We start from the raw sequence: 26,162 nt of genomic DNA, 5'->3' as shown, positions 1-26,162 counted from the left end.
CTGCGGTCGAAGACTCTGACGCCGTCCGACCGTCCGACCGTCGGCGTCCGGCCCACGGTCACCCCACCGCCGCCCCCGCCTTTCGCTTCTCCGCGAAACAATATGATCGCCGCTCGCCCCGCCCCCACACTCCCCGCATGCGCAGCTACCGCGATCTCTTCCGGACCCCCGAGTTCACGCCCCTCTTTCTCGCCTCCGCCGCCAATGTCGCTGCCTCGACGGTCGGTGGGTTGGCGCTCGGGGTGCTGGTGTTCCGGGCGACCGGGTCGCCGCTGTTGTCGGCGGTGAGCATGTTCGGGCCGCAGCTGGCGCAGATGCTGGGCGCGACCTTTCTGCTCTCGGGGGCCGACCGGCTGCCGCCGAGGACGGCGCTGGCCGGGGTCGCGCTGGCCTTCGCGGTCGGTACGGCGGTGCTGGCGCTGCCCGGACTGCCGGTCGGGGCGGTCTTCGGCGTCGTACTCGTGCAGGGCCTGGTGGCCTCGCTGGGCGGCGGAGTGCGCTTCGGGCTGCTGAACGAGATCCTCTCCAAGGACGGCTATCTGCTGGGGCGTTCGGTGTTCAACATGCTCGCCGGGCTGACGCAGGTCGCCGGATACGCGACCGGCGGCGCCCTGCTGACCGTCCTGTCCCCGCACGACTGCCTGCTCCTGTCGGCGGGTTGCTACGCCGCCTCGGCGCTCATCGTCCGCCTCGGCCTGTCCGCCCGCCCGCCGCGCGCCTCGGGCCGTCCGTCGGTGCGTGCGACCTGGCGCACCAACGCCCTGCTGTGGTCCTCCCGGCCCCGCCGTCTGGCCTTCCTCGGGCTGTGGATCCCGAACGGCCTCGTCGTCGGCTGCGAGTCCCTCTACGTCTCCTACGACACCCGGGCGGCCGGTGTCCTGTTCGCCTGCGCGGCACTGGGCATGTTCGTCGGAGACGTGACCGTCGGCCGTCTGGTGCCGGCCGCGGTGCGCCCCCGGCTCACCACTCCGCTGCTCCTGCTGCTGTCCGGCCCGTATCTGCTGTTCTTCCTGGAACCGTCGGTCCCCGTGGCGGCCGCCGCCGTCACCCTGGCCTCCGTGGGCTTCGGCGCGAGTCTGGTCCAGCAGGAACGCCTGATGGCCCTCACCCCGGACGAGACCGCGGGCCAGGCCCTGGGGCTGCACGCGGCGGGGATGCTCACGATGCAGGGGGTGGCGGCGGCGATCGCGGGCTCGGTGGCCCAACTGACGTCACCGGCGGCCGCGATGACGGTGATGGCGGCAGGGTCGGTGGTGGTGACGCTGGGGCTGTGGGCGGCGGGCAGGCGCGAGGAACGGCTCCCGTCCGTCGTACCGGCGGACCCGGTCGGTCCGGTCAGCCCGGCTCCGTGAACATCTCGGGCACCTTGTTGTCGACGTTGTCGACGTTGTCCACGACGACCCGGGACAGCAGCGCGGCGAGCCGGTCCCGCTCGGCCGGGGTCAGTCCGGAGGGGAGCTCGTCGATACGGCGGCACATCTCGGAGTGGAACTCCGCGGCGAGCGCGGCCCCTTCCGCCGTCAGAGCCACCCGTACCGCCCGCCCGTCGCGGGGATCCGGCTCGCGCCGGACCAGCCCCCGCAGGACCGTACGGTCCACCAGCCCGGTCAGGCCCGAGCTGGCGAGCCCGAGCATCTCGCCCAGCTCGGACATGCCGAGGGGGTGGGACATGAGGACGCAGAGAAGCCGGCCCTGCTGCGGGGTGATGCCGAAGGTGCGGCTGGAGTCGGCGTATACGGCGTTCACCAGGAACGCCGAGCGGACCAGGGCGGGCACCATGCCCATGTGCTCACCTGCGGATTTCGGCATCCGGTCAGCTTAACGGGCGGGTCGGACACCGCACCGGCGACGGAGCGGAACATCCCGCTCCGTGCGGTTCCGTTACGACAGGCACCCTTGACAGCCTGCGTACTGTTTCGCGACGTTTGAGCCTCACCGCACAATGTGCGCGTGGCAGGACGCGGCCGGCGCGTCATGGGGGGTAACTGGGGGGAGCGGTCGCCCATGCGATCCATGAGCAACTCCATGAGAAACCAGATCACGATCCACAGACCGGGGGAGCTGGGCGGAGAGCTCCGCGAGGCCTGGCACCGGGTGATGGACGAGTCACCGGACTTCGGAAACCCGTTCCTGGCCCCCGAGTTCGCGGCCGGGGTCGGCAGGTACCGTGCGGGGGCGAGGGTGGCGGTCCTGCACGAGCACGGGGAGGCCGTCGGCTTCTTCCCGTACGAACGCAACGCCTTCGGCGTCGGCCGGGCCGTCGGGCTCGGTCTCTCCGACTGTCAGGCGCTGGTCCACCGGCCCGGAGTCACCTGGGACACCGGCGAGTTGCTGCGGGCCTGCGGGCTGTCGGTGTTCGAGTTCGACCATCTCGTGGACGAGCAGAAGCCGTTCGGGCGGTATGTCACCGGGACGTTCGCCTCTCCGGTCGTCGATCTGAAGTCGGTCGAGGGCAGCTACCCGGAGTGGCTGCGCGGCGCGTACCCGGGACTGGCCAAGACGGTCCTGAAGAAGGAACGCCGACTGGCCCGCGATCATGGTGAGTTGAGGTTCGTCTTCGACGAGCGCGACCCGAAGGCGCTACGTCAGCTCATGCGCTGGAAGTCCGCCCAGTACCGTCGCACGGGCCGGATGGACCGCTTCGCCCGCCCCTGGATCGTCGGTCTCACCGAGCACTTCTTCCAGGTCCGCGAGGAGCACTTCACCGGCGTCCTGTCCGTCGTCTACGCCGGCGACCGCCCCGTCGCCGCCCACTTCGGCCCCACCTCGCGCACCGTCTTCGCGGCATGGTTCACGGCGTACGACCCCGAACTCCGTTACTACTCCCCGGGGTTGATCATGCATCTGCGCATGGCTCAGGCGGCGGGGCGGCAGGGCGTACGGGTGATGGACCTGGGGCGCGGCGAGAAGGAGTACAAGGACTGGCTCAAGACCCGTGAACTGCGCGTGGGGGAGGGCTTCGCCTACCGCCCGCACCCGGTGTCGGCGGCACACCGCCTGTGGCGCAGACCGGTCAGGGGCCTGCGGAACACGGTCCTGGCGCATCCGCGACTGCGGGAGCCGGCGGACCGGCTGTTGAAGACGGTGGGCGGCCTGCGCGCGAAGGCGCACTGAGCCGCACCTCCTCTCTTCACGGAACCCTTCTCGTTCGTACCTCGCTGGTAAGGCGTCCGAGGGCGTCCGACGCTCCCGGGTGCCCCTGCGGAGACCCCACGCTCCGCCTCTCCACATACTCCTTGCTGGAAGAGGTGACGATGCCGTACGGATCGCGGCTCGCCGCGACGATGACTCGGCGGCTCGGACGGGAGTGCGTCTACACGCCCTCGGCACGACTCGCGCTCTACCTGGCCCTGCGACGCTGGTGCCGCCCCGGCGGCCGCGTCCTGATGTCCCCGGTGAACGACGACGTGATCCTCTTCGTCGTCCTCGCCGCCGGCCTGCGCCCGGTGCAGGCTCCGGTCTCCCCGTGGGACGGCAACATCGATCCGGCGGCGGTGCCGGAGTCCACCTGGCGCAGCGTGGACGCGGTGCTGACGACGAGCCTGTACGGCATGCCGGACCGGATCGTCGAACTGCGCGACCGCTGCGAGGACTTGGGCATCCCGCTGATCGAGGACGCGGCGCATGCGATCGGCACCCACGTGGACGGGCAGCCGATCGGGACCTTCGGTAAGGCGGCCGCGTTCAGCCTGTCCAAGCATGTGGCGGCGATGGCGGGCGGCTTCCTGGCGGTGGAGGACGCAAGGACGAGAAGGGAGCTGGAACTCCTCCGGGACGACCTCCTCACCCCGGCGAGGCTGAAGGCGGACCTGTCGGCCGCCCTCCGCCCCCTGGCCCGTTCCACGATCCGCGGCCTGCACCTCGTACGCCCCACCTGGCGCACCATGCAACGCCTGGGCCTCCTGGAACGCGACGACTTCCGCATGCCCCTGCACGCGCCGAGACTGATGGCGTCGGCCGACGAGGCCCCGAGCCTCCTCCCGTACGACCCGTGGATCCGCGTCGACCTGCACGACTACCGAGCCCGCCACGGCCGCCTGGTCCGCGCGGGACTCAACCTCCGCCTGAACCTCCTGGACGAGAACCTGTCCCGCCGCCGGGAGGGCGTCACCCTCCTCTCCGGCACCCCCTGGGCCTCCCCGGCCCTGCGTGACCGAGCCGCCCACAACGGCCCGCTCCCGCTCTTCCGGGTCCCCCTGCTGGTGGAGGACCGGGACGCCCTGGTCGAACGCCTGGTCGCCCACGGAATAGTCTCCGGCTACATCTACGACCCGCCCCTGGACGACTACGCGGGCGCCGAATTCGTGGACCCCTCCCCGGACCCCGCCGCGGCCCGCTGGTTCGCCCGCCACGTCCTCCCGGCGGACCCCCTGCTGGCCCGCAAGATCACCAAATCCCTGACCAAGGAACGGACGAAAACAGCCCACCCCCCGGCGACCACCCCGTCCACGATCCCCCCGGCGATCCCGGACACGACACCACCGGCACCGCTGGGCCAGTGACCGGGCGGGACCCGGTCAGGGAGGTCCGGGGGCCTTGCGGGCGTCTCGGACCTCCCTGACCTCCCGGGCCCCCGGACCTACGGGTCGGGCTCGTCAGCGCACGTCGACGTAGTCGCCGCTCGCCTTGACCGCCGCGGTCGTGGTCGTGCCGGCGAACGCCCAGCGCCAGTAGCCGTCCTGGGTGGCCGTGACGGTGGTCCGGAGCTTGCCCGTGCTGTCGGTCGTCACCGTCTTGACCGTGGTGTAGGTGCTGCTGTTCTTGGGCCGGAACTGCAGCTTGACCGGCTGCGAGGTGTAGCCGGCGTACGTGTACCTGTCCCAGTTGGCCCGGGCCAGCTTGCCGGTGACCGTGATGGCCTTGCCCTTGGCGACGGGCTCGGGGGCGGCGTCGACGCCGAGTGTGGAGCGGCGCTTGACGGGGTGGGTGCCCCAGTCGCCGCCGTAGTAGTCACCGTCCTTGGCCTGGAACTGGACGTACACGTCCCAGGGGCCCGCGAGGGTGTTGCGGGGCAGGTCGATGTTCTTCTCCAGCTGCACGGTGAGCTTGCAGTTGGACGTGGTGGAGCTGACGGCCGTGCACGTGGGCGTGCCGTGGAACGACCAGTAGTCGTCGCCCTTCTCCCGCTCGATCGCCAGGAACGCGAGATCCTTGCTGATCCCGGAGTCGTCGGAGACGGTCACCGCGATCGTGAACGACTCCGTGCGGGAGATACCGAAGACGATGGACTTGCCACCGTTGACCGACACCTTCTCGATCACCACACCCGTCTCCGCGGCGGACGCGGCCGGCGCGGTGAGCACGGAACCGGCAAGGAGGAGGGCGCCGCCGAGAGCGGCGCCCATGACTGCTGCACGCATGAATCCCCATGTGTTTCGAGCCGGCCGCGGACCCTGGAACCCCCCAGGTCACGGGCACGGCAGGTGCGGTGAGGATACGACATGCCCGCGTACGGCGGTCAGCTGCCGCCCGGTCCGCCGCTAGCCCGGAGCCACCGCGCGGCCGGTCGCCGGGGAGATCATCCCGGCGCACAGGTCCCGCGCGGCCAGCCCCTGGGCGATCCGGGGGACCGCGGCGAGGGAGTTGGCGGACCAGTCGTGCATGAGGATGATCTGCCCGTTGGTGAGACGCCCGGCGGCCGCCACGATCGCGTCCGTACTGGCGCCGTTCCAGTCCTGCGAGTCGACGTTCCAGAGGATCTCGGTCAGCCCGTACTTGGCGGCGACCGCCCTGACCGTCGCGTTGGTCTCGCCGTACGGCGGCCGGAACAGTCTCGGCGTACCACCGCCCGCGTTCGCGACGGCCTGCTGGGTCCGCTGGATCTCGGAGTCGATCGTCGCCTGGCTCTGCTGGGTGAGATGCGGGTGGGTGTAACTGTGGTTGCCGACCCACATCCCCGCGCTGACCTGGGCCCGCACCTGCACGGGGTTGGCGGCGGCGTACCGGCCCTCGTTGAACATGGTGGCCCGCAGCCCGTTCTGGCGGAGCGCGTTGAGCAGGGCCGGGGTGTTGCCGGACGGGCCGTCGTCGTAGGTGAGCCCGACGTAGCCGTTGCAGGCGGCGGCCTGGGCGGGGGTGGGGGCGGTGGCGGCCGGGACGGTGAGGGCCCCGGCGGCGACGGCGGTGAGGACGGCGAGCCGGGTACCGAGGGACGCCGTTAACGGGATGTTCCGGCGGCTGCGCACACGGTCGCTGCCCATACGGTCGTTGCCCATGAGGTGGCTGCCCATCCTCACGCCACCGTGATGTTGGAGTTGCCGCTGCTCTGGTAGCCCTCGGTCGCCATGATCATGTAGTACCTGAAGCTGCCGAGCCCCATCCCGGCCCGGCCCCAGGCGTCGAAGTGGTTCCCGGTGGTGATGGAACCGCCGGTCCGCCTGGACTGCCGGACGCTCCAGTACTGGTTGAAGGTGCGGGTGCCCTCGACGGACGGGGCGTTGTAGCGGGTGGTCTGGTAGATGTCGTACGTCCCGCCGTCGCTGGTCACGGTGCCCTTGTACGCCCCCGTCGGCCGGTAGGTGCCCCAGTTGTCGACGATGTAGTACTCGACGAGCGGGTTGGACGTCCAGCCGTAGAGGCAGAGGTAGGCGTTCCCGGACGGGTTGAAGGACCCCGAGTAGCTCACGGTCCTGCGGCTGCCGTTGCCCCATCCCTTCCCCGCGACGAAGTTGCCGGTGTTGCTCCACGAGGTGCGGTAGTTGCCGCCGGAGGCGAGCGTCATGGAGACGGTGCCGGGGGCGTCGGTCCAGAACGAGTAGTAGTACCCGTTGTTCGTCCCGGTCTGGTTGGTGGTGATGACGGTGTCCGCGTGCGCGGTGCCGGGCAGGGCGAGTCCGGTGGCGAGGGCCAGCGCCGTGGTACCGGCACCGCTGACGAACGTCCGGCGGCTCATGGGGCGTGCGGGCGGGGGCGTGGGTGCGGGTGCGTCGTTCATGTGCCTGCTTCCTCCTCGTCGAGTAGCTCGGTCATCGGCAGTTTTGGAGTGGCCCTGTCAACTGTCAATGGTTTCGGTAATTGTTTCGAAACGTTCGAGCGTGGAGGAGGTGGCGGAGAAGCGTGTATTGCCTGCTCAGCGGTCCTGCTTGGCGAATTCTGCCGAAGGTGATGGACAGTGCCCGCCAAGGCAAGATCGGAATGGAACTTCGACTTTACGAATGTTTCGAAGGCTTTCCGGCAAGGTGCTGCGGTGCTAGAGCTAGAGCTTGCTCATCTTGGTGTAGGGGCTCAGGATCCGCTCCCGCACTGATCCGAAATCGACGAACGCCGCGATTCCTTCCTCGATACCGATCACTCGGCCGAGGCCGTACACGTCGTGTGTGACCTGGTCCCCCACGGCGAACTGCTTGGGGACCGGCGTGACCGGGGCCCTGAAAGGGCTGGTGGGCAAATGGCGCTTCGGTGCTGATGGCTTTGTCATTGCGCTCAGTATGCGCCCCCCGGGCCGCCGGCCGGGGCGGCCGTCGGATCCGTCACATGCCGCTCCGCCTCCGAAGGGAAGTCGGCATGGCCTGAACACATCGGGTCCGTTCGCCGTACCTTTATCCGGTCGGGGTGTGGATTCGACCCGATCGGTGAGTATTCATGGGGTTTGTGTAAACGGCCGTGAATAGCGCGGCCTCGGGGGATGAGAGGGACCATGGCGGCGACGAGCGATGCGGTGCCCAGGGGTGGCAGGGACGGCAGGGGTGGCAGGGGTACCAGGGGCGCCCTGCTGCCGGTGGACGCGGCGCGCGGGGCGATGTGGGCCTTCGTGATCGCCAACGTGGCGATCGTCGAGGGGCTGTTCCTCAGCGCGGGGTCGGGCAAGAACGACGTACTCACGGTCGCGAAGTTCTTCGGAGTGCACGCGGCCCTGCTGATCCTGTTCCAGCTCCTGCTGGTGGCGAGGCTGCCGTGGCTGGACCGCCGTATCGGGATGGACCGGCTCACGGTGTGGCACCGCTGGGTCGGCTTCACCCTGCTGTGGACCGTGCTGACCCACGCCACGCTGGTGGTGCTCGGGTTCGCGGTCCTCGACGACACGTCCATGGCGAAGACGTTCGTCGCGCTGAGCGGCGTACCGGCGTCCCTGCTGGGCATGTGGGCCGCGGCCACGATCCTCGTGATCGGCGTGATCTCCACCCGGCCCCTGCGCCGACGGCTGCGCTACGAGGTCTGGCACGGACTGCACACGCTGCTCTACGTGGCCCTGGGCCTGGCGTTCGTCCATCAGCTGCTGGAGACCACGACCTTCACGTCCTCCGCGTTCGCCAGGGCCTACTGGTGGTTCCTGTGGCTGTTCGCCTTCGGTGCCCTGCTGACCGGGCGGGTCGTGGTGCCGGTGTGGCGCAACGCCTACCACCGGTTCCGGGTCGCGGCCGTGGTGCCGGAGTCGGACCGTGTGGTCTCCGTGTACGTCACGGGCCGGCACCTCGACAAACTCCCCGCCCGCGCGGGCCAGTTCTGCATCTGGCGGTTCCCCGGGCACAACCACTGGTGGCTGACCAACCCCTTCTCCCTGTCCGCGGCGCCCGACGGACGGGGGCTGCGGCTCACGGCCAAGGCGGTCGGCGACGCCAGCGCCGGACTGCGGGACCTCCCGGTCGGCAGCCGCGCCTTCGTCGAGGGACCGTACGGCGCCTTCACCTCGCTGCACCGGACCCGGCCCGGGGCCCTGCTGATCGCCGGGGGCGTCGGGATCACGCCGGTGCGGGCGATGCTGGAGGAGCAGTCGGCCGGTGACGTCGTCGTGCTGTACCGGGTGCGCAGCGAGGCCGACGCCGTGCTGCTGAACGAGGTGCGGCACCTGGTCGCGCTCCGCGGCGGGCGGCTGCATCTGCTCACGGGCCGGACGGCCGAGGCAGGCGCTCCGCCGTTCGGCCCGGAGAGCCTGTATCGCCTCGTCCCCGACATCACCGCACGCGATGTGTACGTCTGCGGCCCGCCCGCCATGACCGCGGCCGTGCTGTCCGGGCTGCGGGCCCTGCGGGTGCCCGCGCGACAGGTGCACGCCGAGCGCTTCGGTCTGGCCTGAGGGGCTGGCCTGACGGCCGGCGGCCGGGCCGCTCTGACCAGCAAAGGCCCGTACCTTTCTGTAACCGTTCCTGTTCGTACCGTTGACACTCTTCACATCAGCCCCTACTGTCACGCCAACTTTCCGAACATGTAACGGCATTTCGAACGTTCGAGAGGCGAGTGCCGTGTGCATTCCCGGAGTCGGCGCGCTTGCGGCCACCACACCCGTGCGCCCAGCTGATCCGCCCAGGCCCGCCCCTGACCGAGGTCCGGCCTGTCCCCTCAAAGACGAGAAGAACAGGGAACTGCCACCATGCTCAATCGAAGAGCCGTCCTCACCGGAGCCGCCTCGCTCGCCCTTACCCTGTCCGCCTGCGGACAGAACAAGGAGGGCAGCTCCACGGGCGGTTCCGGGGGCGGCGGCACCGTCGGCATCGCGATGCCGACCCGGGCCTCCGAGCGCTGGCTCCTCGACGGCAAGAGCCTTGTCGAGGGCCTGAAGGCCAGGGAGTTCAAGTCCGAACTCGTCTACGGCGACGACGATCCGAAGGCCCAGGTCGCACAGATAGGGAAACTGATAGACCAGGGTGTCGAAGCACTGATCATCGCGGCCATCGACAACAAGTCCCTGAACAGCGTGCTGCAGCGGGCCGCCGAGGCGGGCATCGCCGTGATCGCCTATGACCGGCTCATCCTCGGCACCAAGAACGTCGACTACTACATCTCCTTCGACAACGAGATGGTCGGCCGGATGCAGGCCCACCACATCATCGAGAAGCTCGGCCTGGAGGACGGCGAGGACGGCCCGTTCAACATCGAACTGTTCGCCGGTTCCCCCGACGACAACAACACCAAGTTCTTCTACGAGGGTTCGATGGCGCTCCTGGAGCCGTACCTGGAGAGCAAGCAGCTGATCGTCCCGTCCGGCCAGACCGGGCTCGGGAAGATCACCACCCTGCGCTGGGACGGCCCCACCGCACAGAAGCGCATGGCCGACCTCCTCGACGAGTTCTACGCCACCAAGCAGCTCGACGCGGTCCTCTCCCCGTACGACGGCATCTCCAGGGGCATCCTGGCCGCGCTGAACGCGGACGGCTACGACACCGCCGCCAAACCCCTCCCGATCGTCACCGGCCAGGACGCGGAACTGCCCTCGGTGAAGTCGATCATCGCCGGCGACCAGTCGCAGACCGTCTTCAAGGACGTCCGCAACCTCGCCGACGCCGCCTGCACCATGATCGACGACATCCTCAACGACCGGAACCCGTCGGTGGACGACACGGTGACCTACAAGAACGGCGTCAAGCCCGTCCCCGCCCGCCTGCTCCAGCCGACGAGCATCGACAAGTCGAACTACGAGATCCTGGCCCGCGAGGAGTACTTCACGGAGGACGAGCTCAAGTAGCGGCACGGACACATGCGGGAGGCCCCGGACCGGGGATCGGTCCGGGGTCTCTGTGCTGCTGCCCTCCTTGGCAGGATTGCGAGTTCGCCGGTGGGCGTTCAGCAGGGCCCTTATTCTGCGGCCATGTCGGAGGAGACGGCCGTTCAGCGGACCACAGCAGCCCTGTTCACATCACCGTGCGCACTGTCCGAGGCGGCGGCCGCGCTGCCCAAGACCCCGGGCCTGTACGCCTGGTGGGCGGCGCCGACCGTTCTGCCGTCGTTCGCCGGCCCGGAGAACTCCGCGGACCCCGGACGCCGGCTGCTCTACCTCGGCAAGGCCACCCGACTGCGCAGCCGTATCACCTCCAACCACCTGAGACGGTCCGGTAGTTCAACGCTGCGTCGGACGCTGGCGGGGCTGCTGATGGCCACCGAGGGCTACCGGACGACGTGGACCGACCGAGTGGTCCTCGTACCGGAGGACGAGGAGCGGCTCACCGAGTGGATGCACGAGCACCTCTCGCTCACCTGGGCCGAGCACCCCGATCCGCTGTCGGTGGAGGGGGAGTTGATCTCCCGGTTGGGTCCGCCGCTCAACGTCGACGGTGCGGGGCGGGGGGTCGCGCTGGAGACGGTCAAGGAGGCGCGGGCGCGTTACTACGCCGGCGCCGGCCCTCGGCCCATCGGATAGCGCGCGTTCTTGTGTTCGTTCTGCCCAGGGCCCTCACAGCCCCACTGGCTGCCATTCCCAGGTCACCCAGGTCACCCAGGTCACGGTCGGGTCCGAAGCCTTGGCTGAACCGCGTGACCGGTGTCAGCCGAACAGGCGGCGCTGGATATCGCGCCGGCAGTCCTCCAGGGTCCGGGCGCCTCGTGCTCCTCGACGGCCGCCATGGTGTTCTCCCCGAACCACCGTGCCGGCACTGCTCCGTGGCGACTTCGATGGTGCGCAGCTCCGAGCGGGTGGCGAACCGAGCCTGTCGAGGCAGATGCGGCTGGCGGCCTTCGTCCGACGGCCGCCGGGGGCCTCGATGGCTTCCCGCGCACTGTGCACCTCGTCGCCCACTGCCGCACCGGCGACGAGTTGCCGACCCGGCGTTGCCGTGTACGTGAAACAGGAACCGGTACGCGTCACTCTCCGGCTCGTGGTCGAGGTTCTTCTGGAACACCGCCGGGTACCCCCGCGCCGACGATCGCCTACGACTCCGTTCGTGCCGCGGTGTTCGGCGGTCGGGCAGCGGGCGAGGGCGCGACCATGCTGGTCGGCCGGCACAGGGCGAGCGCGATGTCGTCGGTCGGCTCGCGGCCCGTGTGCGCGGCCACCATGGCGTACAGCGTGTCGAACACGTCGGAGGGAGAGAGCGCGGCCAACGCGTCACCGACCCGTTCGAGGAGCGGGAAATCGGCGCCGTTCGCATCGCGTGCCTCGCTCAGGCCGTCGGTGTAGAACAGGATCCTGTCCCCACCCGACAGATAGAAGCGATACAACCGCGGCTCCGGATGCAGGCCCAACGGGGGTGTCGGCTCGAGTGGTTCCAGCAACCTGACCTGCTTCCCTGCCCGGATGGGCGCGGGGTGCCCGCAGTTGACGAGGCGGACCTCGCCCGGGGCGAACTCCGCGAGTACGGCGGTGACGAAGTCCTCCGGCCCCAGTTCCGGGGCGATCCTGGCGTCCAGGGCCGTCACCAGGTCGGTGAGGCCGGGAGTGAGATAGGCAAGGTCCTTGAAGGCCCCGATGGTTGCCGCGGTGGTCCGCAGAGCGTCCAGGTCGTGGCCGCGTACGTCCCCGATGAGCAGGCGCACTCCGTACGGGGTGTGGACGACGGCGTACAGGTCCCCGCACACCGACGCCCCCTGCACGGCGCAGTGGTGCCGGGCGCACACCTCGATGCCGCCGATCTCCACGGACATCGGCCGCAGGATCGCGTTCTGTGACGCCTGTGCGACTTCGGTGGCCCGGGCCAGTGCGGCCGCGTTGGCCGTGTGCCGGGCGGCGTCGCGGACGGCCAGTGTGCCGCCCGCCAGCAGGACGAGGAACTCGATTCCGAAACCCGGAGTCGCCATGAGGCCTCTCGCGGCGCCCGCCCCGAGAGCGAGCAACAGCGCCCACCCCACCACTGCGGCGGTGCGCCGTGCGTCCAGGCGGGGGCAGGCCAGCACGGGGCCGATGACCAGTACGGCGACTCCCAGTTGCCAACTGCCCAGCCCGCTGAGGACGGCGAGCAGGCCGCTCACCCCCAGCGCGAGCACCGGTCGGCCTCGGCTGCGCCGACTCCGCGTGCTCGTCTCCCGCCGCCACCACCCGACTGCCCTGACGGCCATGTGTAGCCCCCGCCTCCCTCTACGTCTCGAGAGTTCGTGACGGAGGACGGAAACTATGGCCCAACGTGCCGTCTGACAGGGCTGGTTGACCGGAGTGTGCCGAGAGGTGATCGGGCGTGTTTGCCGTGGTACGGCCATGTGAGCGCCTTGCGCGAAGGAGAGAGCATCTCGTGACATGCACGGCCCGGGCACTGAGCCGGGGAGCAGACTCGGGCGGGGGTGCCGTGACGCTGCGCGCCCGCGTCCCCCCTTTGCGAAGCCGCCTCCCGTCGCGCCCGGGTACGCACGACGGACGGCGGTGAGCCGGGACCGTCGCCCCGGTTCACCGCCGCCGTCCTCTGTGGCCGCCTATCCCTGGAGCTTGGCCAGGGCGAAGTCGAGCCCGGTGGTGCTCGATGTCGCGCCGCCGGCGATGATGATGTCGTTGCTGCCGGTCAGTGCGATGCCCCGAGCGACATCCGCCCCGCCGGAGAAGTCGACGGTGGCGATGCCGTCGCCGCTGAATCCGGTGTCCAGGGTGCCGTTGGAGTTGTAGCGGACGACGAGGGCGTCGCCGTCGACGGGATCGACGGGGAACACGACGGACTGGCCGGCCAGTCCGGCGATCACGATCTTGCCGTTGCTGTCCACGGCGACATCGCGTGCCTCGTCGGCGAGCAGGGTGTTCACGTCCGTGGTGACCTTGCCGTCGCCGCTGAACCCGGTGTCCAGGCTGCCGTCGGAGTTGTAGCGGACCACGCCGGCCTTGATGGGTCCGGCGATGCCGAACGGCTCGGGGGCGTCGACCGCGCCCGCGATCACGTAGTCGCCGCCGGGCGCCTGGGTGAAGCCGAACGCGAGGTCGGAGAGTCCGTTGAAGTCGGTGGTCACGATGCCGTCGCCGCTGAATCCGGTGTCCAGGGTGCCGTCGGAGTTGTACCGGACCAGCAGGAAGTCACTGTTGGCGCTGCCGGCCGCGATCATCTTCCCGGTGGACAGCTCCTCCAGCGCGAAGAGGTGGTCGCCGGTGCCGAAGTCCGTGGTGACGAAGCCGTCGCCGCCGCCGAAGCCGGTGTCGAGGGTGCCGTCGGAGTTGTAGCGGGCGATGAAGGAGTCCGCCCCGGCCGCTCCGGCCGCGAGTATCTTGCCGCCGCTCGTCACGCTCAGGCCGCGGATGCCGTCGCCGAGGCCGCCGGACAGGTCGGTGGTGACCTTGCCGTCGCCGCCGCCGAAGGAGGTGTCGAGGGAGCCGTCCGCGTTGTACTTCGCCAGCGCCAGGTCGGCGATCTGTTCCCCGCCGGTGAGACCGCCCACCAGGATCTTCCCGCTGCCGGCCTCGATGACCGACCGGGCCAGTGACACGGTGTCGCCGAAGCCGGTGGCGACCTTGCCGTCGCCGCTGAATCCGGTGTCCAGCGCGCCGTTGGAGGTGTACTTGGCCACGCCGAAGGAGTTGTCCAGGCCGGTGCCGGGGGTGTTGAGGCCCCGCCGCCCGGCGACGAACAGGGAGCCGTTGGACGTACGCAGCAGGTCGTTGCCGATCTCCGGCTCCGACGGGGAGGCACCGAAGTCGGTGGTGACCTTGCCGCCGGTGCCGAAACCGGTGTCCAGGTCACCGGGTGCGGCCACCGCGGTGGGTGTGAGGGCCACGATCAGGCCCACGGCGAGTGCGGACACGGCTGCCACCTGCGCTCTCCACGCCGGGTGGTGTGCGAAGGGTAGGAAACTGCTGGTCATGAGCGGAACTCCTCATGCTTGTCGGGACAATATGCCCCTGGTATGGCGGGCACCATTCCGCGCTCCTCGCCCACGCACAACCGGAGCCTGGCGGCGCCTGGATGTGCGCAGGGGCGCGCTTTCCGTTCGCCGGCGCGTGCCGGTGGCGACGCTCCGTTGTGTGCGCTGTGCGCCCCCATCACCCCGCCGGTCGCGGATGTGCGCGGACCGATCGCCACGTGCCCCGAAGTGAACAGCGAAGGCAAGACGACGCCGTGTTTCTGTCCCCGCACCCGCTGCCCTGCCACGGGGGCGTGCTGCCGGAGCAGACTGAGCCGGGTTCGGAACAGGAGCGGGAGCGGGAGCGGGGAGGGAGCGCCGTGTCACATGGCGTGCCGGGAGAGACGGAGAGCGGCGAGTGGTCGGGGAACCTGCCGCCGGAGACGCGCAGCTTCATCGGGCGGCAGGACGAACTCGCCCGGCTTGACGTCATGTTGCGTCCGGACGGCGGGCCAGCCGAGGGCGGCGAGGGACGGCGGAACCGGGACGGCGGGCGTCGGCTGGTGACCCTTCTGGGACCGGGTGGGGTCGGCAAGACGCGGCTTGCGGTGCGGGCCGCGCGCGGGATGCGGTCCGCCTACCCGGACGGTGTGTGGCTGGTGGAGCTCTCCGCCCTGCACGGCGTGGGCATGGCCGGACCCGGTGTGCTGGGGCTGGCGGCCATGGAGGCGCTGCGGGTGGCCGACCAGACGACGCGACCGGCGACGGAGGCGCTGGCCGCGTGGATCGCGGACAAGCGACTGCTGCTGGTCCTCGACTCGTGCGAACACCTGCTGGAGGACTGCGCGGCCTTCGTCGACGCGCTGCGGCTCGCTCCGCACGTGCACGTCCTGGCCACCAGCCGCCGACGGCTCGGGCTGCCCGGGGAGCAGTGTGTGGAAGTCGAGCCGCTGCCGGTGGACGAGTCGGGCAGCGCGGCGCGGGAGGACGCGGTGACCCTGTTCGCCGACCGGGCGGCCGCCGTGCGCTCCGGCTTCGTACTCGACGAGGTCACCCGGCCGGTGGCGGTCTCGGTCTGCCAGTACCTGGACGGCATCCCGCTGGCCGTCGAACTGGCCGCGGCCCGGCTGTCCACCCTGTCGCTCACCGAGCTGGACGACCACTTCGGGACGCGGGCGGACCACCGACTGGCCCTGCTGGCCTCGGACGACGACACCGAGGACCCGTCGCGCCACCAGGCCCTGCGCACCACCATCGGCTGGAGCCATGAGCTGTGTGCTCCGCTGGAAAGGCTGTTGTGGGCCCGCCTTGCAGTGTTCACCGGTGGCTTCGACGCCGAGGCCGCCCAGGAAGTGTGCGCCGGTGGCCCGCTGGCGGCCGGACAGGTGCCCGTCCTGCTCAACGAGCTCACCGCCCAGTCCATCGTGCAGCGCGACCATCGCCCCGGCATGGAGCGCGACCATCGCACCGGCACGGCTCGCTTCCGGATGCTCGACACGGTGCGCGAGTACGGCGCGGACTGGCTGCGGGAGTTGGGCGAGGCCGACGCCGTACGACTGCGCCACCGCGAGTACTACCGGCGCCTGGCCCGCGACGGCTGCGCCGAGTGGAACACCGGCCGCCAGGTGCAGTGGTGCGAACGCGTGCTGACCGACCACGCCAACCTGCGCGCCGCGGTGGACTGGTCACTCGATCAGCCCGACCGGCGCGCCGCCCTGGAGATCGCGGGCACCGCGGGCTTCCTGTGGCGGCACTGCGGCCATGTGCGCGACGCGCAGCGCTGTCTCGACCGGGCGCTCGCCGCCGATCCGGCTCCGGCTCCGGGGCCGGACCTCCTGCGGGCCCTGTGGTCGCGCGGCGCCGGAGCGATCATGCAGGGCGATACGGACACCGCAGCCGAGTACGGCCGGCGGCTCACCGAGGTGGCACGGCAGCAGGACGATCCGGTCGCCCTCTCCGTCTCCGCCTACCTCATGGGCACCCAGCTCGCCCTGCGCGGCCGGTCGGCTGAGGCGGTCGGCCCGATGTCCGCCGCCGCCCGCCTCCCCGTCCGGGACGACTGGCTCGGTTCGGCCCAGCTTCAGACGATCGGCGCCCTGGGGTACGCGCACCTGATGAGCGGCGATCACGAAGCGGCCCGTGCGGCGGCCGAAGAGGTCCGCGCCGAATGCGCCCGGCGCGGCGAGTACTGGACGCGCTCGGCCGTCGACCTGGTGGTGGCGATGCTGGACCTCGCCCGCGGCGACATCGCCTCGGGGGCACGCAACGCCACCCGGGCTGTTGCCGCGCACCGGCTGCTGCACAGCTCCGGCGGCCTCGCGGCCCTGGCCCTCGACACCCTGGCATCCGCCACCACCGCTGCGGGCGAAGCTCACCGGGCGGCCGGACTCCTCGGCATCGCCCAGCGTCTGTGGGACCGCGCAGGCGGCCGCGCCCAAATGAACTCCCCGGACCTGATCGCCGCCCGCCAAGCCTGCGAACGCGCCATCCGCGACATGATCGGCCCCTCGGCCTTCGAGCACGCCTACGAGGCTGGCCGCGCGATGTCGTACGAACAGGGAATGAGCTACGCGACAGACGCCACGACCCGCGCATCCGGCTGAGGCCTGCCGTCCCTCACCCTGTCCGCTCGGACAAACGGCCCCGGACAAGGAGTCCGAGGCCGAACAGGACGCGTCTCTGGGGGTAAAACGCCAGGTTAGCCGTCTACTGCGTTGTGCCCCCGGCAGGATTCGAACCTGCGACACCGGCTTTAGGAGAGCCGTGCTCTATCCCCTGAGCTACGAAGGCGTTCCGAGGTGGGACAGGCACGAGGGCTTGAGCCACCGGGCACAGTGTAGCGGGTGGCGGCTATGGGGACGGTGGCCGTCAGGACACACCGATCACCGGATCAGCTCCGCGGGCTCGGTGGCCTTGCCGAGCAGCCACTCCAGTGGGCCGCGACGGAAGGAGCGGGACCAGAGCGTGGCGAAGGCGGTGGCGGCGACGATGAAGCCCACAAGCACGTGCAGCGGGGATCCGGGCAGTTCCTCGATGCCGAGGAGCTGGATACCGACGATGTGGAGGACGTAGGCGGTCAGGGACATCGAACCCACCGCGATGACCGGGCGGGCGAGGCGGTGGACGCGTGGGAAGGCGTCGACGACGGCCAGACAGCCGGCCAGGACCATGATCGCCACGCCCGTGTTGGCCAGGACGGAGAGGGTCGTCTCGCTGTGCGGGGAGGCCACCAGGAGGCCGAGCGGGGTACTGCCGTCCGGGAAGCCCCAGGTGTCGGACCACCAGGCGGACGCAGCGGTACCGCTCTCGCCCCAGCCGGAGGCGTTGAGCGTCGTGAGCGCGCCGGGGACCAGGTGGAGGGCGAGGAAGGAGCCGCCGTAGCCGAGCAGGGCCAGGCCGAAGCCGGTGATCGCGAGACGCGTGCGTACGACGGTGGAGATCAGGTCGAGACGGGCCACCGCCATGCCGGCGATCACGAAGGGGATCCAGCCGAGGGCCGGGTAGCTGCCGGTGAAGAGCAGCGACACGATGCCGTCGGAGCCCGCGGGCCAGGCCCAGACGCCGCTGGCACCGTCCTCGGGGAGCGCGAGGCGGATGACGTACAGGGCCTGCGGCAGCACCAGGGCGGTCGCCGCGGCGATGATCGCCAGCGGACGGAAGGAGAGCCGGTACAGGGGCAGGACGAGCAGGAAGTACAGGCCGTAGAAGGCGAGGATCACCTCGACCGGGGTGCCGGACAGGGTGAGCGCCGTGCCCAGGGCCAGCAGGACGAGCGCGCGTATCACCACCTTGGCGATCGCCTGCCGGCCCGCCCGGCCCGTCTTCGGAGCACGGCGGCCGGTCATGAGCATGATCGAGAAGCCGGCCAGGAAGGCGAAGAGCGCGGAGGCCCGGCCGTGCGCCAGTTCCATGAAGAAGCCGGTCGCCCCGCCCTCGGACGGGTCGGGGCCCACATGGGCCGCGTACATGCCGAACACCGCGAGCCCTCGGGCGAGGTCCACGCCGACCAGGCGTCCCACCGGAACGCGCCCGTGCTCCGGGGCCTTGGCCCGCTCGTCGGTCCGCTCGCGCTTCTCGGTCTCGGACGCGGCGGTGGTCGGCGTCATCAGTGCCGAGTCGTCTGCGTTCTGGGTCATGTTCCCAGGCTGGAGAGCTCCCTGAGCACGCAGTATCCGGCGAGTGTCCGGCCCTGCCCGCCGTCTGGCCGGCCCTCACCCCCCGGGTGGCGGGTGTGCGCGCAACAGCCGTCCCGCCGAGCGTTTTCCGTTCTACGGTGAAGACGGAACGATCAACAGGACGTGCGTCCGCAGACGTACGAGCAGGGACGACAGGGCGGAACACAGGTGATCCGGGTAGTAGTGGTGGACGACGAGGCCCTGGTGCGTTCCGGCTTCCGGCTCATCCTCAACACGGCCGACGACATCGACGTCGTCGCGACCACCACGGGCGCGGAGGCGGTCGACACCGTCCGCCGGGAAGGCCCCGACGTCGTGCTGCTGGACATCCGCATGCCGGACGTCGACGGACTGACCGTGCTGCGGCGGCTGCGTGCCCTCCCGCAGCCGCCGGTGGTGGCGATGCTGACCACCTTCGACGCCGACGAGTACATCCTCACGGCGCTGCGCTCCGGTGCGGCCGGCTTTCTGCTCAAGGACACCGAACCCGAACAACTCGCGCAGCTGGTACGGACGTTGGCGGCGGGCGGTGTCGTCATGTCGCCGAAGGCGTCCCGCGCCGTCTGGCAGAGCCACCCCGGGGCCGCGGGCGTGGACGACGAGCAGGCCGCCCGCGTCGGACGGCTCAGCGAGCGCGAAAAGGAGGTACTCCTGCTCGTCGCGGAGGGGCTGTCCAACGGCGAGATCGGTGGCCGGATCCACCTCAGTGCGGGGACCGTGAAGGACCATGTGAGCGCGATTCTCACCAAGTTGCGGGTCGGCAGCAGGGTTCAGGCCGCGTTGCTCGCCCAGCGGGCCGGCCTGCTCGACGCCGGACGGCGGCACCCGGAGTCCGGACGATGACCATGCCCGGCGCATGGTGGGCGCGGCTCCCCGATCCGCTCGTCGACGCCGTGATCGTCGCGGTCGCGGCCACGGACGCCCTGCTCAGCCTCGGGTACGGGTCAGGGTCCCCCACCGCGCAGGTCATGGCCGCGCTCGCCTGTGTAGTGCTCGCATTCCGCCGACGCTTTCCGCTCGCGGTGTTCGTGCTGACCCTCCCCGCCAGTCTGATGCTGGACATCGTCTTCGCGCCGTTCGCGGCCCTGTTCACGCTGGCGGAGCGCTCCCGAGAGCGGCGTCTGCTGGTGGTGTGCGCGGTGCTGTTCGCCGTTGCCTCCGCCGCGCCCTGGCCGCTGAACGACCTCTCCTCGCGCGAGCGCACCTGGACCGTCGTCTACTTCTTCTACACACTCGCCACGGCCGCCGCCCCCGTCCTGCTGGGCCAGCTCGTCCAGGCGCGCCGGGACCTGGCCCGTCGGCTGGTCGAGATCGAGGAAGCCCGCGAACACGAACGGCTGCTGCACTCCCAGGCCGTGCTGGCCCGCGAACGCGCCCAGCTAGCCCGTGAGATGCACGACGTCGTGTCCCATCAGGTCAGCCTGATCGCCGTACAGGCCGGCGCTCTGCAAGTCGCCGCGAAGGAACCGGAGGCGAGGGAAGGCGCCCGCGCCATCCGTTCGCTCAGCGTCGACACCCTCGACGAGCTGCGCCACATGGTGACCCTGCTGCGGGCCTCCGGCGGGCGTGCCACCGAGCTCACCCCGCAGCCCACCCTCACCGACCTCCACCGCCTCGTCACGACCTGCGGCATCGAGGCCGAGTTGACCGGCGGGCTGCCACCGGAGATCGGGCCCCCCGTGCAACGCGCGATCTACCGAACCGTGCAGGAAGCCCTCACCAACGTCCGTAAACACGCCCCGGGAGCCACCGCGACCGTACGCCTCTGGCACGACGGAGCCTGGTACGGCGTCACCGTCACGAACACGTCGCCCACTCGGCCCTCCCTTCCCCTTCCCAGCTCCCAGCAGGGCCTGATCGGCCTGAAGGAACGCGCCGAACTCCTCGACGGAACCTTCAGGTCCGGCCCCACCGCCCACGGCGGGTACGAGGTGTGCCTGCGGATCCCGAGGCACGCGGAGTGAGTTCATGACGTCGGTACGCGCGTGAAACGGCCCGCCGTATGGAGGTCACGCTCGATCGCCGCCGCCGTCGCCCGTAGTTCGGGCAGCAGGTCGCTCACGCACTGCGACGGGGTGCGCCGGGTCGTGTGCATGGCGGTGTTGAGGGCCGCGACGACCCGGCCCGTGCGGTCGCGCACGGGGACCGCGATGGAGCGCAGGCCCTCCTCCAGTTCCTCGTCGACCAGGGCGTAGCCCTGGCTGCCCACGTCGGTGAGGACCCGGGCGAGCGCCTCGGGGTCCGTCAGGGTGTGGGAGGTCAGGGGGCGCAGGGCGCCGGGCGCGCGCTCTGTCGGGGGGAGGCCGGCCAGCAGGACACGGCCCATGGAGGTCGCGTACGCCGGGAGCCGGGTGCCGACCGTGAGGTTCACGCTCATCACCCGGTTCGTGGCCACCCGGGCCGTGTACTGGATCTCGTCACCGGCCGGCGTCAGCACCGCCAGGGACGCCGACTCGTGGATCCGCGCGGACAGTTCGGCCAGATGCGGGGTCGCGATCTCCGGCAGCGAGGTGCGGGACAGCGGCGGGAAGCCGAGGGACAGCACCCGCGGCGTCAGCGTGAACGTGCGGTGCGGGGTCGCCGTCACCAGGCCCAGGTGCTCGTAGGTGATCAGCGCCCTGCGGGCGGTCGCTCGCGCCAGGCCCGTCGCCTTCGCCACCTCCGTCAGGGTCAGCGAGGCGCGGCCGTCGCCGAAGGCGGTCAGTACGGTCAGTCCGCGGGCCAGCGACTCGATGAACTCCCTGCCGAGCTCCTGCTTGGACGCCCCGGTCCAGGTCGCCAGCCCCGAGGGGGTCCCGGTCGCGGGGGGCGCGGTCTCCGGCAGTTCCCGCTCCATGTCCGCCACCGCCGCCCGCAGCCGGGGCAGCAGCGTGTCCCGGAGCCCGGCCGCGGTGTGCCGGCTCGTATGGCTCACGACACTCGCCGCGCACGCGATCCGGCCGGTGCGGGGATCCCGTACCGGGACCGAGACCGCCACCAGGCCCGGCTCGATCAACTGGTCGTCCAGGGACCAGCCCGTTGCCTCCGCGTCCAGCACGAGCCGCTCGAACTCCGCTTCCGGAGCGCCGGGTTCGCGCGGCGGTACGGCCGGGAAGCCCCGGTCCTGCGGATCCGCCGCCCGGCGCTCGCGCCAGCCCGCCCACTCGGGCTCGGTCCACTCCGTCGCGAACAGGGCGCCCGGCGCGGTCCGCTCGGCGGGGAGCAGATCGCCGATGCGGAAGCTCAGGGACATCGCGCGGCGGCGGGTGGCCTGGTGGATGAAGCGGATGCCGTCCCGGTCGGCGACCGCGAGGGACACCGATTCGTCGAGCTCGTCGGCGAGCGCGTCCGCCCGCCAGGACAGCAGCGCGGGCAGCCGCAGCGCGGCCAGATAGGCGTTGCCCAGTTCCATGAGCCGCGGCGCCAGCACCACATCGCGGCCGTCGACACGGACGTACCCCATGCGTGCCAGTGTCGATGTGATCCGGTCGACCGTGGAGCGGGCGAGGCCCGTGGCGCGTTCCAGTGCGCTCGGGCTCAGCGTGCCGCCCGCCTCGGTGAGCTCCCGCAGCACGGCGACCCCGCGGATCAGGGGGGTGACCGCCTCGGCGGGAACGGCGGAGGAGCCGGTCGCAGCGTCCAGGGTCGTCTTCGCGGGCATCGGGTCTCCGTACGGCGGTCGCAGGACGCCTACGGTAGTCCCGGCCGGCCCGTCCTCAGCGCCGCGTCACCCGCACCCGGTAGTCCCCGGCCAGGTCCGCCCCCGCCACCGCGATGCGGATGCCCTTCTTGCGGTCCTCGAAGTCCTCGCCGGGGGCGAAGGGGGCGTCGGAGAGTTCGGCGTGGACGTTGGGGCTGCGGGTGCAGCCGCCGCTGTCGCGTTCGGAGTCGTAGACGGTGACCGGGCCCATGCCGGTGTCGACGTCGGCGTCGACCTTGTAGATCAGGACGCCCGGGCGGCAGACCGCCTCGTCGTTGCCCTCGCGGGTGCGCAGTTCGACGGCGTATCCGGTGCGGCCGCTGACCGGGACGAAGAGGAGTTTCGCGCCGCCGGTGCGGGCCAGCGGGGTGAGGGTGTACTCGGTGGTGCCCGGGGCGGTCACACAGGTGACCTGGGACGCGTCCAGCCAGCCGAGCTTCCACTTGTGCCAGCCGAGCAGGTCGTTGTTGGCGCCCCAGTCCTCGCTCATGATGTCCCAGTGGCCGACCGCGCCCCCGCCGTCGGCGGTGTAGAGGTCGGGCAGGCCGAAGACATGGCCGTTCTCGTGGGGGAGGACCCGGTAGCCGGTGCGGTCGTAGGAGCCGGAGCCGTCGTCCTGGCGGGAGTAGACGAAGGACGCGTTGGCGACCGGGACACCGTCGGCGACGGGCGCGTCCGGGTTCCCGGCGAACGTCACCGACAGGACCGTGTCCAGCGCGGAGGGCCCGGCGTTGGGCGTCACCAGCACGTTCAGGAAGTCGTACGACCGGAAGTCCACCTTCGGATCGGCGGCGGCCACGATGTCCTGGACCAGGTCCCGGTAGCCCGGGTCGAAGGGCGCGCCGCGCTCTATGCCGTACGACTTGAAGGCCTTCGGCATCCGCAGCCACCCCGGGACGGGGGTTTCCGCGCGGTAGGCGAGGCGGCCGTAGGAGCTGGTGCGGAACCAGTCCTGGGTCTGGGGGAAGAACTCCGCGAAGCGGTCCAGGGCCCTGCCGCGGCCCGGCGCGTCCGGGAAGTCGATCATCAGGGTGAGGGCGCGGACCGTGCCGGTGGAGCGGGAGTAGCCGCCGTGGGTGGGGACCCCTTCCGACATCTGGACCGCGTCGCCGCCGCGGATCATGCAGGGGCCGTGCGCGGAGGTGCGGGCCAGTGCGATCGGGCCGGCGCCCGCGGGGGCGGGCAGCGGCGTGAGATGTCCGGTGCCGGCCGAGGTGCAGACCGCGAGGGTCAGCGCGGTCAGACAGACGAGGGCGGCGGTGCGGCGCGGACGTATCCGACGGCTGGTCTGCGTCTGCTGCATGCACGGCCCTCTTCCGTCCACGGCAGCCGCGTTTCACCGGCTGCGCCCTTTCGATCACCCTGTGTCGAGGGGTGCGCGGGCGCGCGCTGGAGGAGACCGAACGTGGGTTTCTCGGATCTGGGGCCGAGAGGGCTTGTGACTCAGGTCACATGAAATCTCTTGGTCAACCTGAAATAAGCGGGGAGCGTCTCCCCGTTTAGAAGTGTGTTCGCGCGAAACGGGGAGACCTTCCCCGGATCGTCGGCAACAGCACAGACCCAGTCATCCAGAGACCAGCCATCCACCCTCAGCCATCCGAGGAGTACGCCGTGACCGCGACCACTGTGCAGAAGAAGGTGCCCCGGCCCCGCGCCGACGCCCTGCGCAACCGGGAGCGCATCGTCACCGCCGCCCGGGAGATGTTCACCGAGTTCGGCCCCGATGTGCCGCTCGACGAGATCGCCCGCCGCGCCGGTGTCGGCAACGCCACGGTGTACCGCAACTTCCCCGACCGCGACGCGCTCGTCCGCGAGGTCGTCTGCTCCGTCATGGACCGTACGACCGAGGCGGCCGAACTCGCGCTCATGGAGACCGGGGACGCCTTCGAGGCTCTGGAGCGCTTCATACACACCTCTGCCGACGAGCGGATCAGTGCGCTGTGCCCGATGATCCAGAGCACCTTCGACCAGAACCACCCGGACCTCGAGGCCGCGCGCGTGCGGTGCGAGGAGCTCGTCGCCGAGCTCATGGACCGCGCCAGGGCGGCCGGACAGCTCCGCGAGGACGTCGGCGTCGGCGACCTGATGGTCGTCGTGGCGCAGCTCAGCCGGCCCCCGGCCGGCACCGACTGCTTCAGCGCCGACCGGTTCGTCCACCGCCATCTGCAGCTGTTCCTCGACGGGCTGCGGGCCCCGGCCCGCTCCACCCTGCCGGGCTCGGCCATGACCATGGAGGACCTGCGCCAGGCATGACCGATCAGTGACCGATTAGTCCGCAGCACCACAGCAGTCCACAACGCAACGACCTTCACCGGCCGTCACCGACGACGGACCGTCCCCTTTCCACTCCTTTTTTCCGTCACGAAGTCCCGAAGTGGGTACCTCCATGTCTCAGTCAGCCGTCACGGCTCCCGACTCCAATCGCTGGAAGGCGCTGTTCTTCATAGCGCTCGCCCAGCTGATGGTCGTCCTCGACGCGACCATCGTGAACATCGCCCTGCCCTCCGCCCAGCAGGACCTCGGCATCTCCGACGGCAACCGGCAGTGGGTCGTCACGGCCTACGCCCTCGCCTTCGGCGGTCTGCTCCTCTTCGGCGGCCGGATCGCCGACCTGTGGGGCCGCAAGAACGCCTTCGTCGTCGGTCTGATCGGCTTCGCCGCCGCTTCCGCGCTCGGCGGCGCCGCCACCAACGAGGCGATGATGTTCGGCGCCCGCGCCCTCCAGGGTGTCTTCGGCGCCCTGCTCGCGCCCGCCGCGCTCTCCCTGCTCGCCGTGATGTTCACGGACGCCAAGGAGCGCGCCAAGGCGTTCGGCATCTACGGCGCGATCGCCGGTGCCGGCGGTGCCGTCGGTCTGATCCTCGGCGGCTTCCTCACCGAGTACCTGGACTGGCGCTGGACGTTCTTCGTCAACATCCCCTTCGCGGTGCTCGCCGCCGCCGGTGCCTGGTTCGTCATCCGTGAGCCCGAGGGCAGCCGCAACCGCAACCCGCTCGACATCCCCGGCGTCCTGCTCTCCACGCTCGGCCTGGTCGCGCTGGTCTACGGCTTCACCCGCGCCGAGTCCGAGGGCTGGGGCGACTCCGTGACGATCGGCATGTTCGTCGCCTCCGGCGTCCTGCTCGCCGCGTTCGTCCTGGTCGAGGCCAAGGTCAAGGCCCCGCTGCTGCCGCTGCGCGTGATCACCGACCGCAACCGCGGCGGTGTCTACCTCTCGCTGGGTCTCGCCATCATCGGCATGTTCGGCCTGTTCCTCTTCCTGACCTACTACCTGCAGATCGTGAAGGGCTACTCGCCGGTCAAGACCGGCTTCGCCTTCCTGCCGATGATCGCGGGCATGATCGTGGGCTCCACCCAGATCGGCACCCGTCTGATGACCCGGGTCGCGCCGCGCGTCCTCATGGGCCCCGGCTTCCTGGTCGCCGCCGTCGGCATGCTGCTGCTGACCCAGATGGAGATCGACTCGTCCTACGCGGCTCTGCTGCTGCCGGCGATGGTGCTGCTCGGCCTCGGCATGGGTACGGCGTTCATGCCCGCCATGTCCCTGGCCACCCAGGGCGTCCGTCCGCAGGACTCCGGTGTCGCCTCCGCGATGGTCAACACCTCGCAGCAGGTGGGCGGTGCGATCGGTACGGCCCTGCTGAACACGATCGCCGCGTCGGCCACCACGTCCTACATCGCCGACCACATGGCGGGCGCCTCGTCCCGTACCCAGCAGCAGCTCGTGCAGCTGGAGGGCATGGTGCACGGCTACACCAACGCGATCTGGTTCGCCGTCGGCATCCTGGTCCTGTCCGGGATCATCGCCCTGACCTTCGTCAACGCCGGCAAGCCGGACATGTCCGCGGTCACGGGCTCCGGCGAGGGCGCCGAGGACGAGGTCGCGGTCCCGGTCGTCGCGCACTGAGTCA

The 26,162-nt window shown here is 70.7% G+C and carries 21 protein-coding genes and 1 tRNA gene; 11 read left to right on the top strand and 11 right to left on the bottom strand.

Going from position 1 to position 26,162, the window contains the following annotated elements:
* The first annotated feature begins 137 nt into the window (after positions 1–137).
* A complete protein-coding gene (locus PH203_RS15295; protein ID WP_289920486.1) occupies positions 138–1,352 on the top strand; it encodes an MFS transporter in 1,215 nt (404 codons plus the stop codon).
* Here the strand turns inward: PH203_RS15295 and PH203_RS15290 are convergent.
* Positions 1,336–1,785, bottom strand: a complete 450-nt coding sequence (locus PH203_RS15290) for a MarR family transcriptional regulator (RefSeq protein WP_289920723.1) — start codon at positions 1,783–1,785, stop codon at positions 1,336–1,338. The two genes, PH203_RS15295 and PH203_RS15290, sit on opposite strands and share 17 nt — an antisense overlap.
* Before the next feature lie 219 nt (positions 1,786–2,004).
* Between PH203_RS15290 and PH203_RS15285 the strand changes: the two genes are divergently transcribed.
* Entirely contained in the window at positions 2,005–3,114 is a 1,110-nt protein-coding gene (locus PH203_RS15285) for a GNAT family N-acetyltransferase (RefSeq protein WP_289920485.1), read from the top strand.
* Positions 3,115–3,254: 140 nt separating this feature from the next.
* Positions 3,255–4,502 carry a DegT/DnrJ/EryC1/StrS family aminotransferase gene (locus PH203_RS15280; protein WP_289920484.1) on the top strand — a complete coding sequence of 416 codons (1,248 nt, stop codon included), beginning with the start codon at positions 3,255–3,257 and terminating at the stop codon, positions 4,500–4,502.
* Between the two features lie 93 nt (positions 4,503–4,595).
* Here PH203_RS15280 and PH203_RS15275 read toward each other — a convergent pair whose 3' ends face one another.
* From PH203_RS15275 to PH203_RS15260, 4 genes are all read right to left on the bottom strand, one after another.
* Positions 4,596–5,360, bottom strand: a complete 765-nt coding sequence (locus tag PH203_RS15275) for a hypothetical protein (RefSeq protein WP_289920483.1) — start codon at positions 5,358–5,360, stop codon at positions 4,596–4,598.
* A 120-nt stretch (positions 5,361–5,480) separates the two neighbouring features.
* Positions 5,481–6,200, bottom strand: coding sequence for a polysaccharide deacetylase family protein (locus PH203_RS15270; protein ID WP_289920722.1), 720 nt, complete (start codon positions 6,198–6,200; stop codon positions 5,481–5,483).
* A 32-nt stretch (positions 6,201–6,232) separates the two neighbouring features.
* A complete protein-coding gene (locus PH203_RS15265) occupies positions 6,233–6,934 on the bottom strand; it encodes a glycoside hydrolase family 11 protein (RefSeq protein WP_289920482.1) in 702 nt (233 codons plus the stop codon).
* Positions 6,935–7,195: 261 nt separating this feature from the next.
* Positions 7,196–7,417: a hypothetical protein gene (locus PH203_RS15260; RefSeq protein WP_289920481.1), complete on the bottom strand. Its 222-nt coding sequence runs from the start codon at positions 7,415–7,417 to the stop codon at positions 7,196–7,198.
* A gap of 321 nt (positions 7,418–7,738) precedes the next feature.
* On the opposite strand from PH203_RS15260, the gene PH203_RS15255 reads away from it, so the two are divergent.
* The 3 genes from PH203_RS15255 to PH203_RS15245 all read left to right on the top strand — a co-directional run bounded on the left by PH203_RS15255 (position 7,739) and on the right by PH203_RS15245 (position 11,071).
* Positions 7,739–9,013, top strand: coding sequence for a ferredoxin reductase family protein (locus PH203_RS15255; protein WP_354671248.1), 1,275 nt, complete (start codon positions 7,739–7,741; stop codon positions 9,011–9,013).
* A 294-nt stretch (positions 9,014–9,307) separates the two neighbouring features.
* Positions 9,308–10,399 carry a sugar-binding protein gene (locus tag PH203_RS15250; RefSeq protein ID WP_289920479.1) on the top strand — a complete coding sequence of 364 codons (1,092 nt, stop codon included), beginning with the start codon at positions 9,308–9,310 and terminating at the stop codon, positions 10,397–10,399.
* Positions 10,400–10,522: 123 nt separating this feature from the next.
* The gene (locus PH203_RS15245; protein WP_289920478.1) at positions 10,523–11,071 is read left to right on the top strand and encodes a GIY-YIG nuclease family protein; all 549 of its coding nucleotides are present in this window, start codon (positions 10,523–10,525) and stop codon (positions 11,069–11,071) included.
* Positions 11,072–11,577: 506 nt separating this feature from the next.
* On the opposite strand, the gene PH203_RS15240 is transcribed toward PH203_RS15245, so the two are convergent.
* Together PH203_RS15240 and PH203_RS15235 are read right to left on the bottom strand one after the other, a co-directional pair.
* Positions 11,578–12,702, bottom strand: a complete 1,125-nt coding sequence (locus tag PH203_RS15240) for a PP2C family protein-serine/threonine phosphatase (RefSeq protein ID WP_289920477.1) — start codon at positions 12,700–12,702, stop codon at positions 11,578–11,580.
* A 348-nt stretch (positions 12,703–13,050) separates the two neighbouring features.
* On the bottom strand, positions 13,051–14,358 hold the full coding sequence (locus PH203_RS15235) for a hypothetical protein (RefSeq protein WP_289920476.1): 1,308 nt from the start codon (positions 14,356–14,358) through the stop codon (positions 13,051–13,053).
* A 419-nt stretch (positions 14,359–14,777) separates the two neighbouring features.
* Between PH203_RS15235 and PH203_RS15230 the strand changes: the two genes are divergently transcribed.
* Entirely contained in the window at positions 14,778–17,000 is a 2,223-nt protein-coding gene (locus tag PH203_RS15230; RefSeq protein WP_289920475.1) for a hypothetical protein, read from the top strand.
* Positions 17,001–17,114: 114 nt separating this feature from the next.
* Here PH203_RS15230 and PH203_RS15225 read toward each other — a convergent pair.
* Both PH203_RS15225 and PH203_RS15220 read right to left on the bottom strand, forming a co-directional pair.
* A tRNA-Arg gene (locus tag PH203_RS15225) sits at positions 17,115–17,187 on the bottom strand.
* A gap of 92 nt (positions 17,188–17,279) precedes the next feature.
* Entirely contained in the window at positions 17,280–18,533 is a 1,254-nt protein-coding gene (locus PH203_RS15220; RefSeq protein WP_289920474.1) for a DUF418 domain-containing protein, read from the bottom strand.
* Positions 18,534–18,740: 207 nt separating this feature from the next.
* Here PH203_RS15220 and PH203_RS15215 point away from each other — a divergent pair, with 207 nt between their 5' ends.
* Both PH203_RS15215 and PH203_RS15210 read left to right on the top strand, forming a co-directional pair.
* On the top strand, positions 18,741–19,415 hold the full coding sequence (locus PH203_RS15215; protein ID WP_289920721.1) for a response regulator transcription factor: 675 nt from the start codon (positions 18,741–18,743) through the stop codon (positions 19,413–19,415).
* Positions 19,412–20,536, top strand: coding sequence for a histidine kinase (locus PH203_RS15210; protein ID WP_289920473.1), 1,125 nt, complete (start codon positions 19,412–19,414; stop codon positions 20,534–20,536). Before PH203_RS15215 ends, PH203_RS15210 begins: the two co-directional genes overlap by 4 nt.
* Before the next feature lie 2 nt (positions 20,537–20,538).
* Here PH203_RS15210 and PH203_RS15205 read toward each other — a convergent pair whose 3' ends face one another.
* Entirely contained in the window at positions 20,539–22,212 is a 1,674-nt protein-coding gene (locus tag PH203_RS15205) for an IclR family transcriptional regulator C-terminal domain-containing protein (protein WP_289920472.1), read from the bottom strand.
* A 55-nt stretch (positions 22,213–22,267) separates the two neighbouring features.
* A complete protein-coding gene (locus PH203_RS15200; protein ID WP_289920471.1) occupies positions 22,268–23,554 on the bottom strand; it encodes a M6 family metalloprotease domain-containing protein in 1,287 nt (428 codons plus the stop codon).
* A 308-nt stretch (positions 23,555–23,862) separates the two neighbouring features.
* Between PH203_RS15200 and PH203_RS15195 the strand changes: the two genes are divergently transcribed.
* Both PH203_RS15195 and PH203_RS15190 read left to right on the top strand, forming a co-directional pair.
* Positions 23,863–24,504, top strand: a complete 642-nt coding sequence (locus PH203_RS15195) for a TetR/AcrR family transcriptional regulator (protein ID WP_289920470.1) — start codon at positions 23,863–23,865, stop codon at positions 24,502–24,504.
* Between the two features lie 133 nt (positions 24,505–24,637).
* Positions 24,638–26,158: an MFS transporter gene (locus PH203_RS15190; protein ID WP_289920469.1), complete on the top strand. Its 1,521-nt coding sequence runs from the start codon at positions 24,638–24,640 to the stop codon at positions 26,156–26,158.
* The last annotated feature ends 4 nt before the right edge of the window (positions 26,159–26,162 follow it).

Origin of the sequence: Streptomyces sp. S.PB5 (genome assembly GCF_030403745.1) — a bacterium.
In the GTDB taxonomy this organism is placed as follows: Bacteria; Actinomycetota; Actinomycetes; order Streptomycetales; family Streptomycetaceae; genus Streptomyces.
This window is presented reverse-complemented; position numbering and strand designations above follow the sequence as displayed.

Bases quoted from the DNA above. Each gene is read 5' to 3' on its own strand.
- PH203_RS15265 (WP_289920482.1), bottom strand. From the start codon at position 6,934: ATGAACGACGCACCCGCACCCACGCCCCCGCCCGCACGCCCCATGAGC.
- PH203_RS15205 (WP_289920472.1), bottom strand. From the start codon at position 22,212: ATGCCCGCGAAGACGACCCTGGACGCTGCGACCGGCTCCTCCGCCGTT.
- PH203_RS15280 (WP_289920484.1), top strand. From the start codon at position 3,255: ATGCCGTACGGATCGCGGCTCGCCGCGACGATGACTCGGCGGCTCGGA.
- PH203_RS15255 (WP_354671248.1), top strand. From the start codon at position 7,739: ATGTGGGCCTTCGTGATCGCCAACGTGGCGATCGTCGAGGGGCTGTTC.
- PH203_RS15275 (WP_289920483.1), bottom strand. From the start codon at position 5,360: ATGCGTGCAGCAGTCATGGGCGCCGCTCTCGGCGGCGCCCTCCTCCTT.
- PH203_RS15210 (WP_289920473.1), top strand. From the start codon at position 19,412: ATGACCATGCCCGGCGCATGGTGGGCGCGGCTCCCCGATCCGCTCGTC.
- PH203_RS15190 (WP_289920469.1), top strand. From the start codon at position 24,638: ATGTCTCAGTCAGCCGTCACGGCTCCCGACTCCAATCGCTGGAAGGCG.
- PH203_RS15285 (WP_289920485.1), top strand. From the start codon at position 2,005: ATGCGATCCATGAGCAACTCCATGAGAAACCAGATCACGATCCACAGA.
- PH203_RS15240 (WP_289920477.1), bottom strand. From the start codon at position 12,702: ATGGCCGTCAGGGCAGTCGGGTGGTGGCGGCGGGAGACGAGCACGCGG.
- PH203_RS15220 (WP_289920474.1), bottom strand. From the start codon at position 18,533: ATGACCCAGAACGCAGACGACTCGGCACTGATGACGCCGACCACCGCC.
- PH203_RS15290 (WP_289920723.1), bottom strand. From the start codon at position 1,785: ATGGGCATGGTGCCCGCCCTGGTCCGCTCGGCGTTCCTGGTGAACGCC.
- PH203_RS15200 (WP_289920471.1), bottom strand. From the start codon at position 23,554: ATGCAGCAGACGCAGACCAGCCGTCGGATACGTCCGCGCCGCACCGCC.
- PH203_RS15245 (WP_289920478.1), top strand. From the start codon at position 10,523: ATGTCGGAGGAGACGGCCGTTCAGCGGACCACAGCAGCCCTGTTCACA.
- PH203_RS15250 (WP_289920479.1), top strand. From the start codon at position 9,308: ATGCTCAATCGAAGAGCCGTCCTCACCGGAGCCGCCTCGCTCGCCCTT.
- PH203_RS15295 (WP_289920486.1), top strand. From the start codon at position 138: ATGCGCAGCTACCGCGATCTCTTCCGGACCCCCGAGTTCACGCCCCTC.
- PH203_RS15260 (WP_289920481.1), bottom strand. From the start codon at position 7,417: ATGACAAAGCCATCAGCACCGAAGCGCCATTTGCCCACCAGCCCTTTC.
- PH203_RS15270 (WP_289920722.1), bottom strand. From the start codon at position 6,200: ATGGGCAGCGACCGTGTGCGCAGCCGCCGGAACATCCCGTTAACGGCG.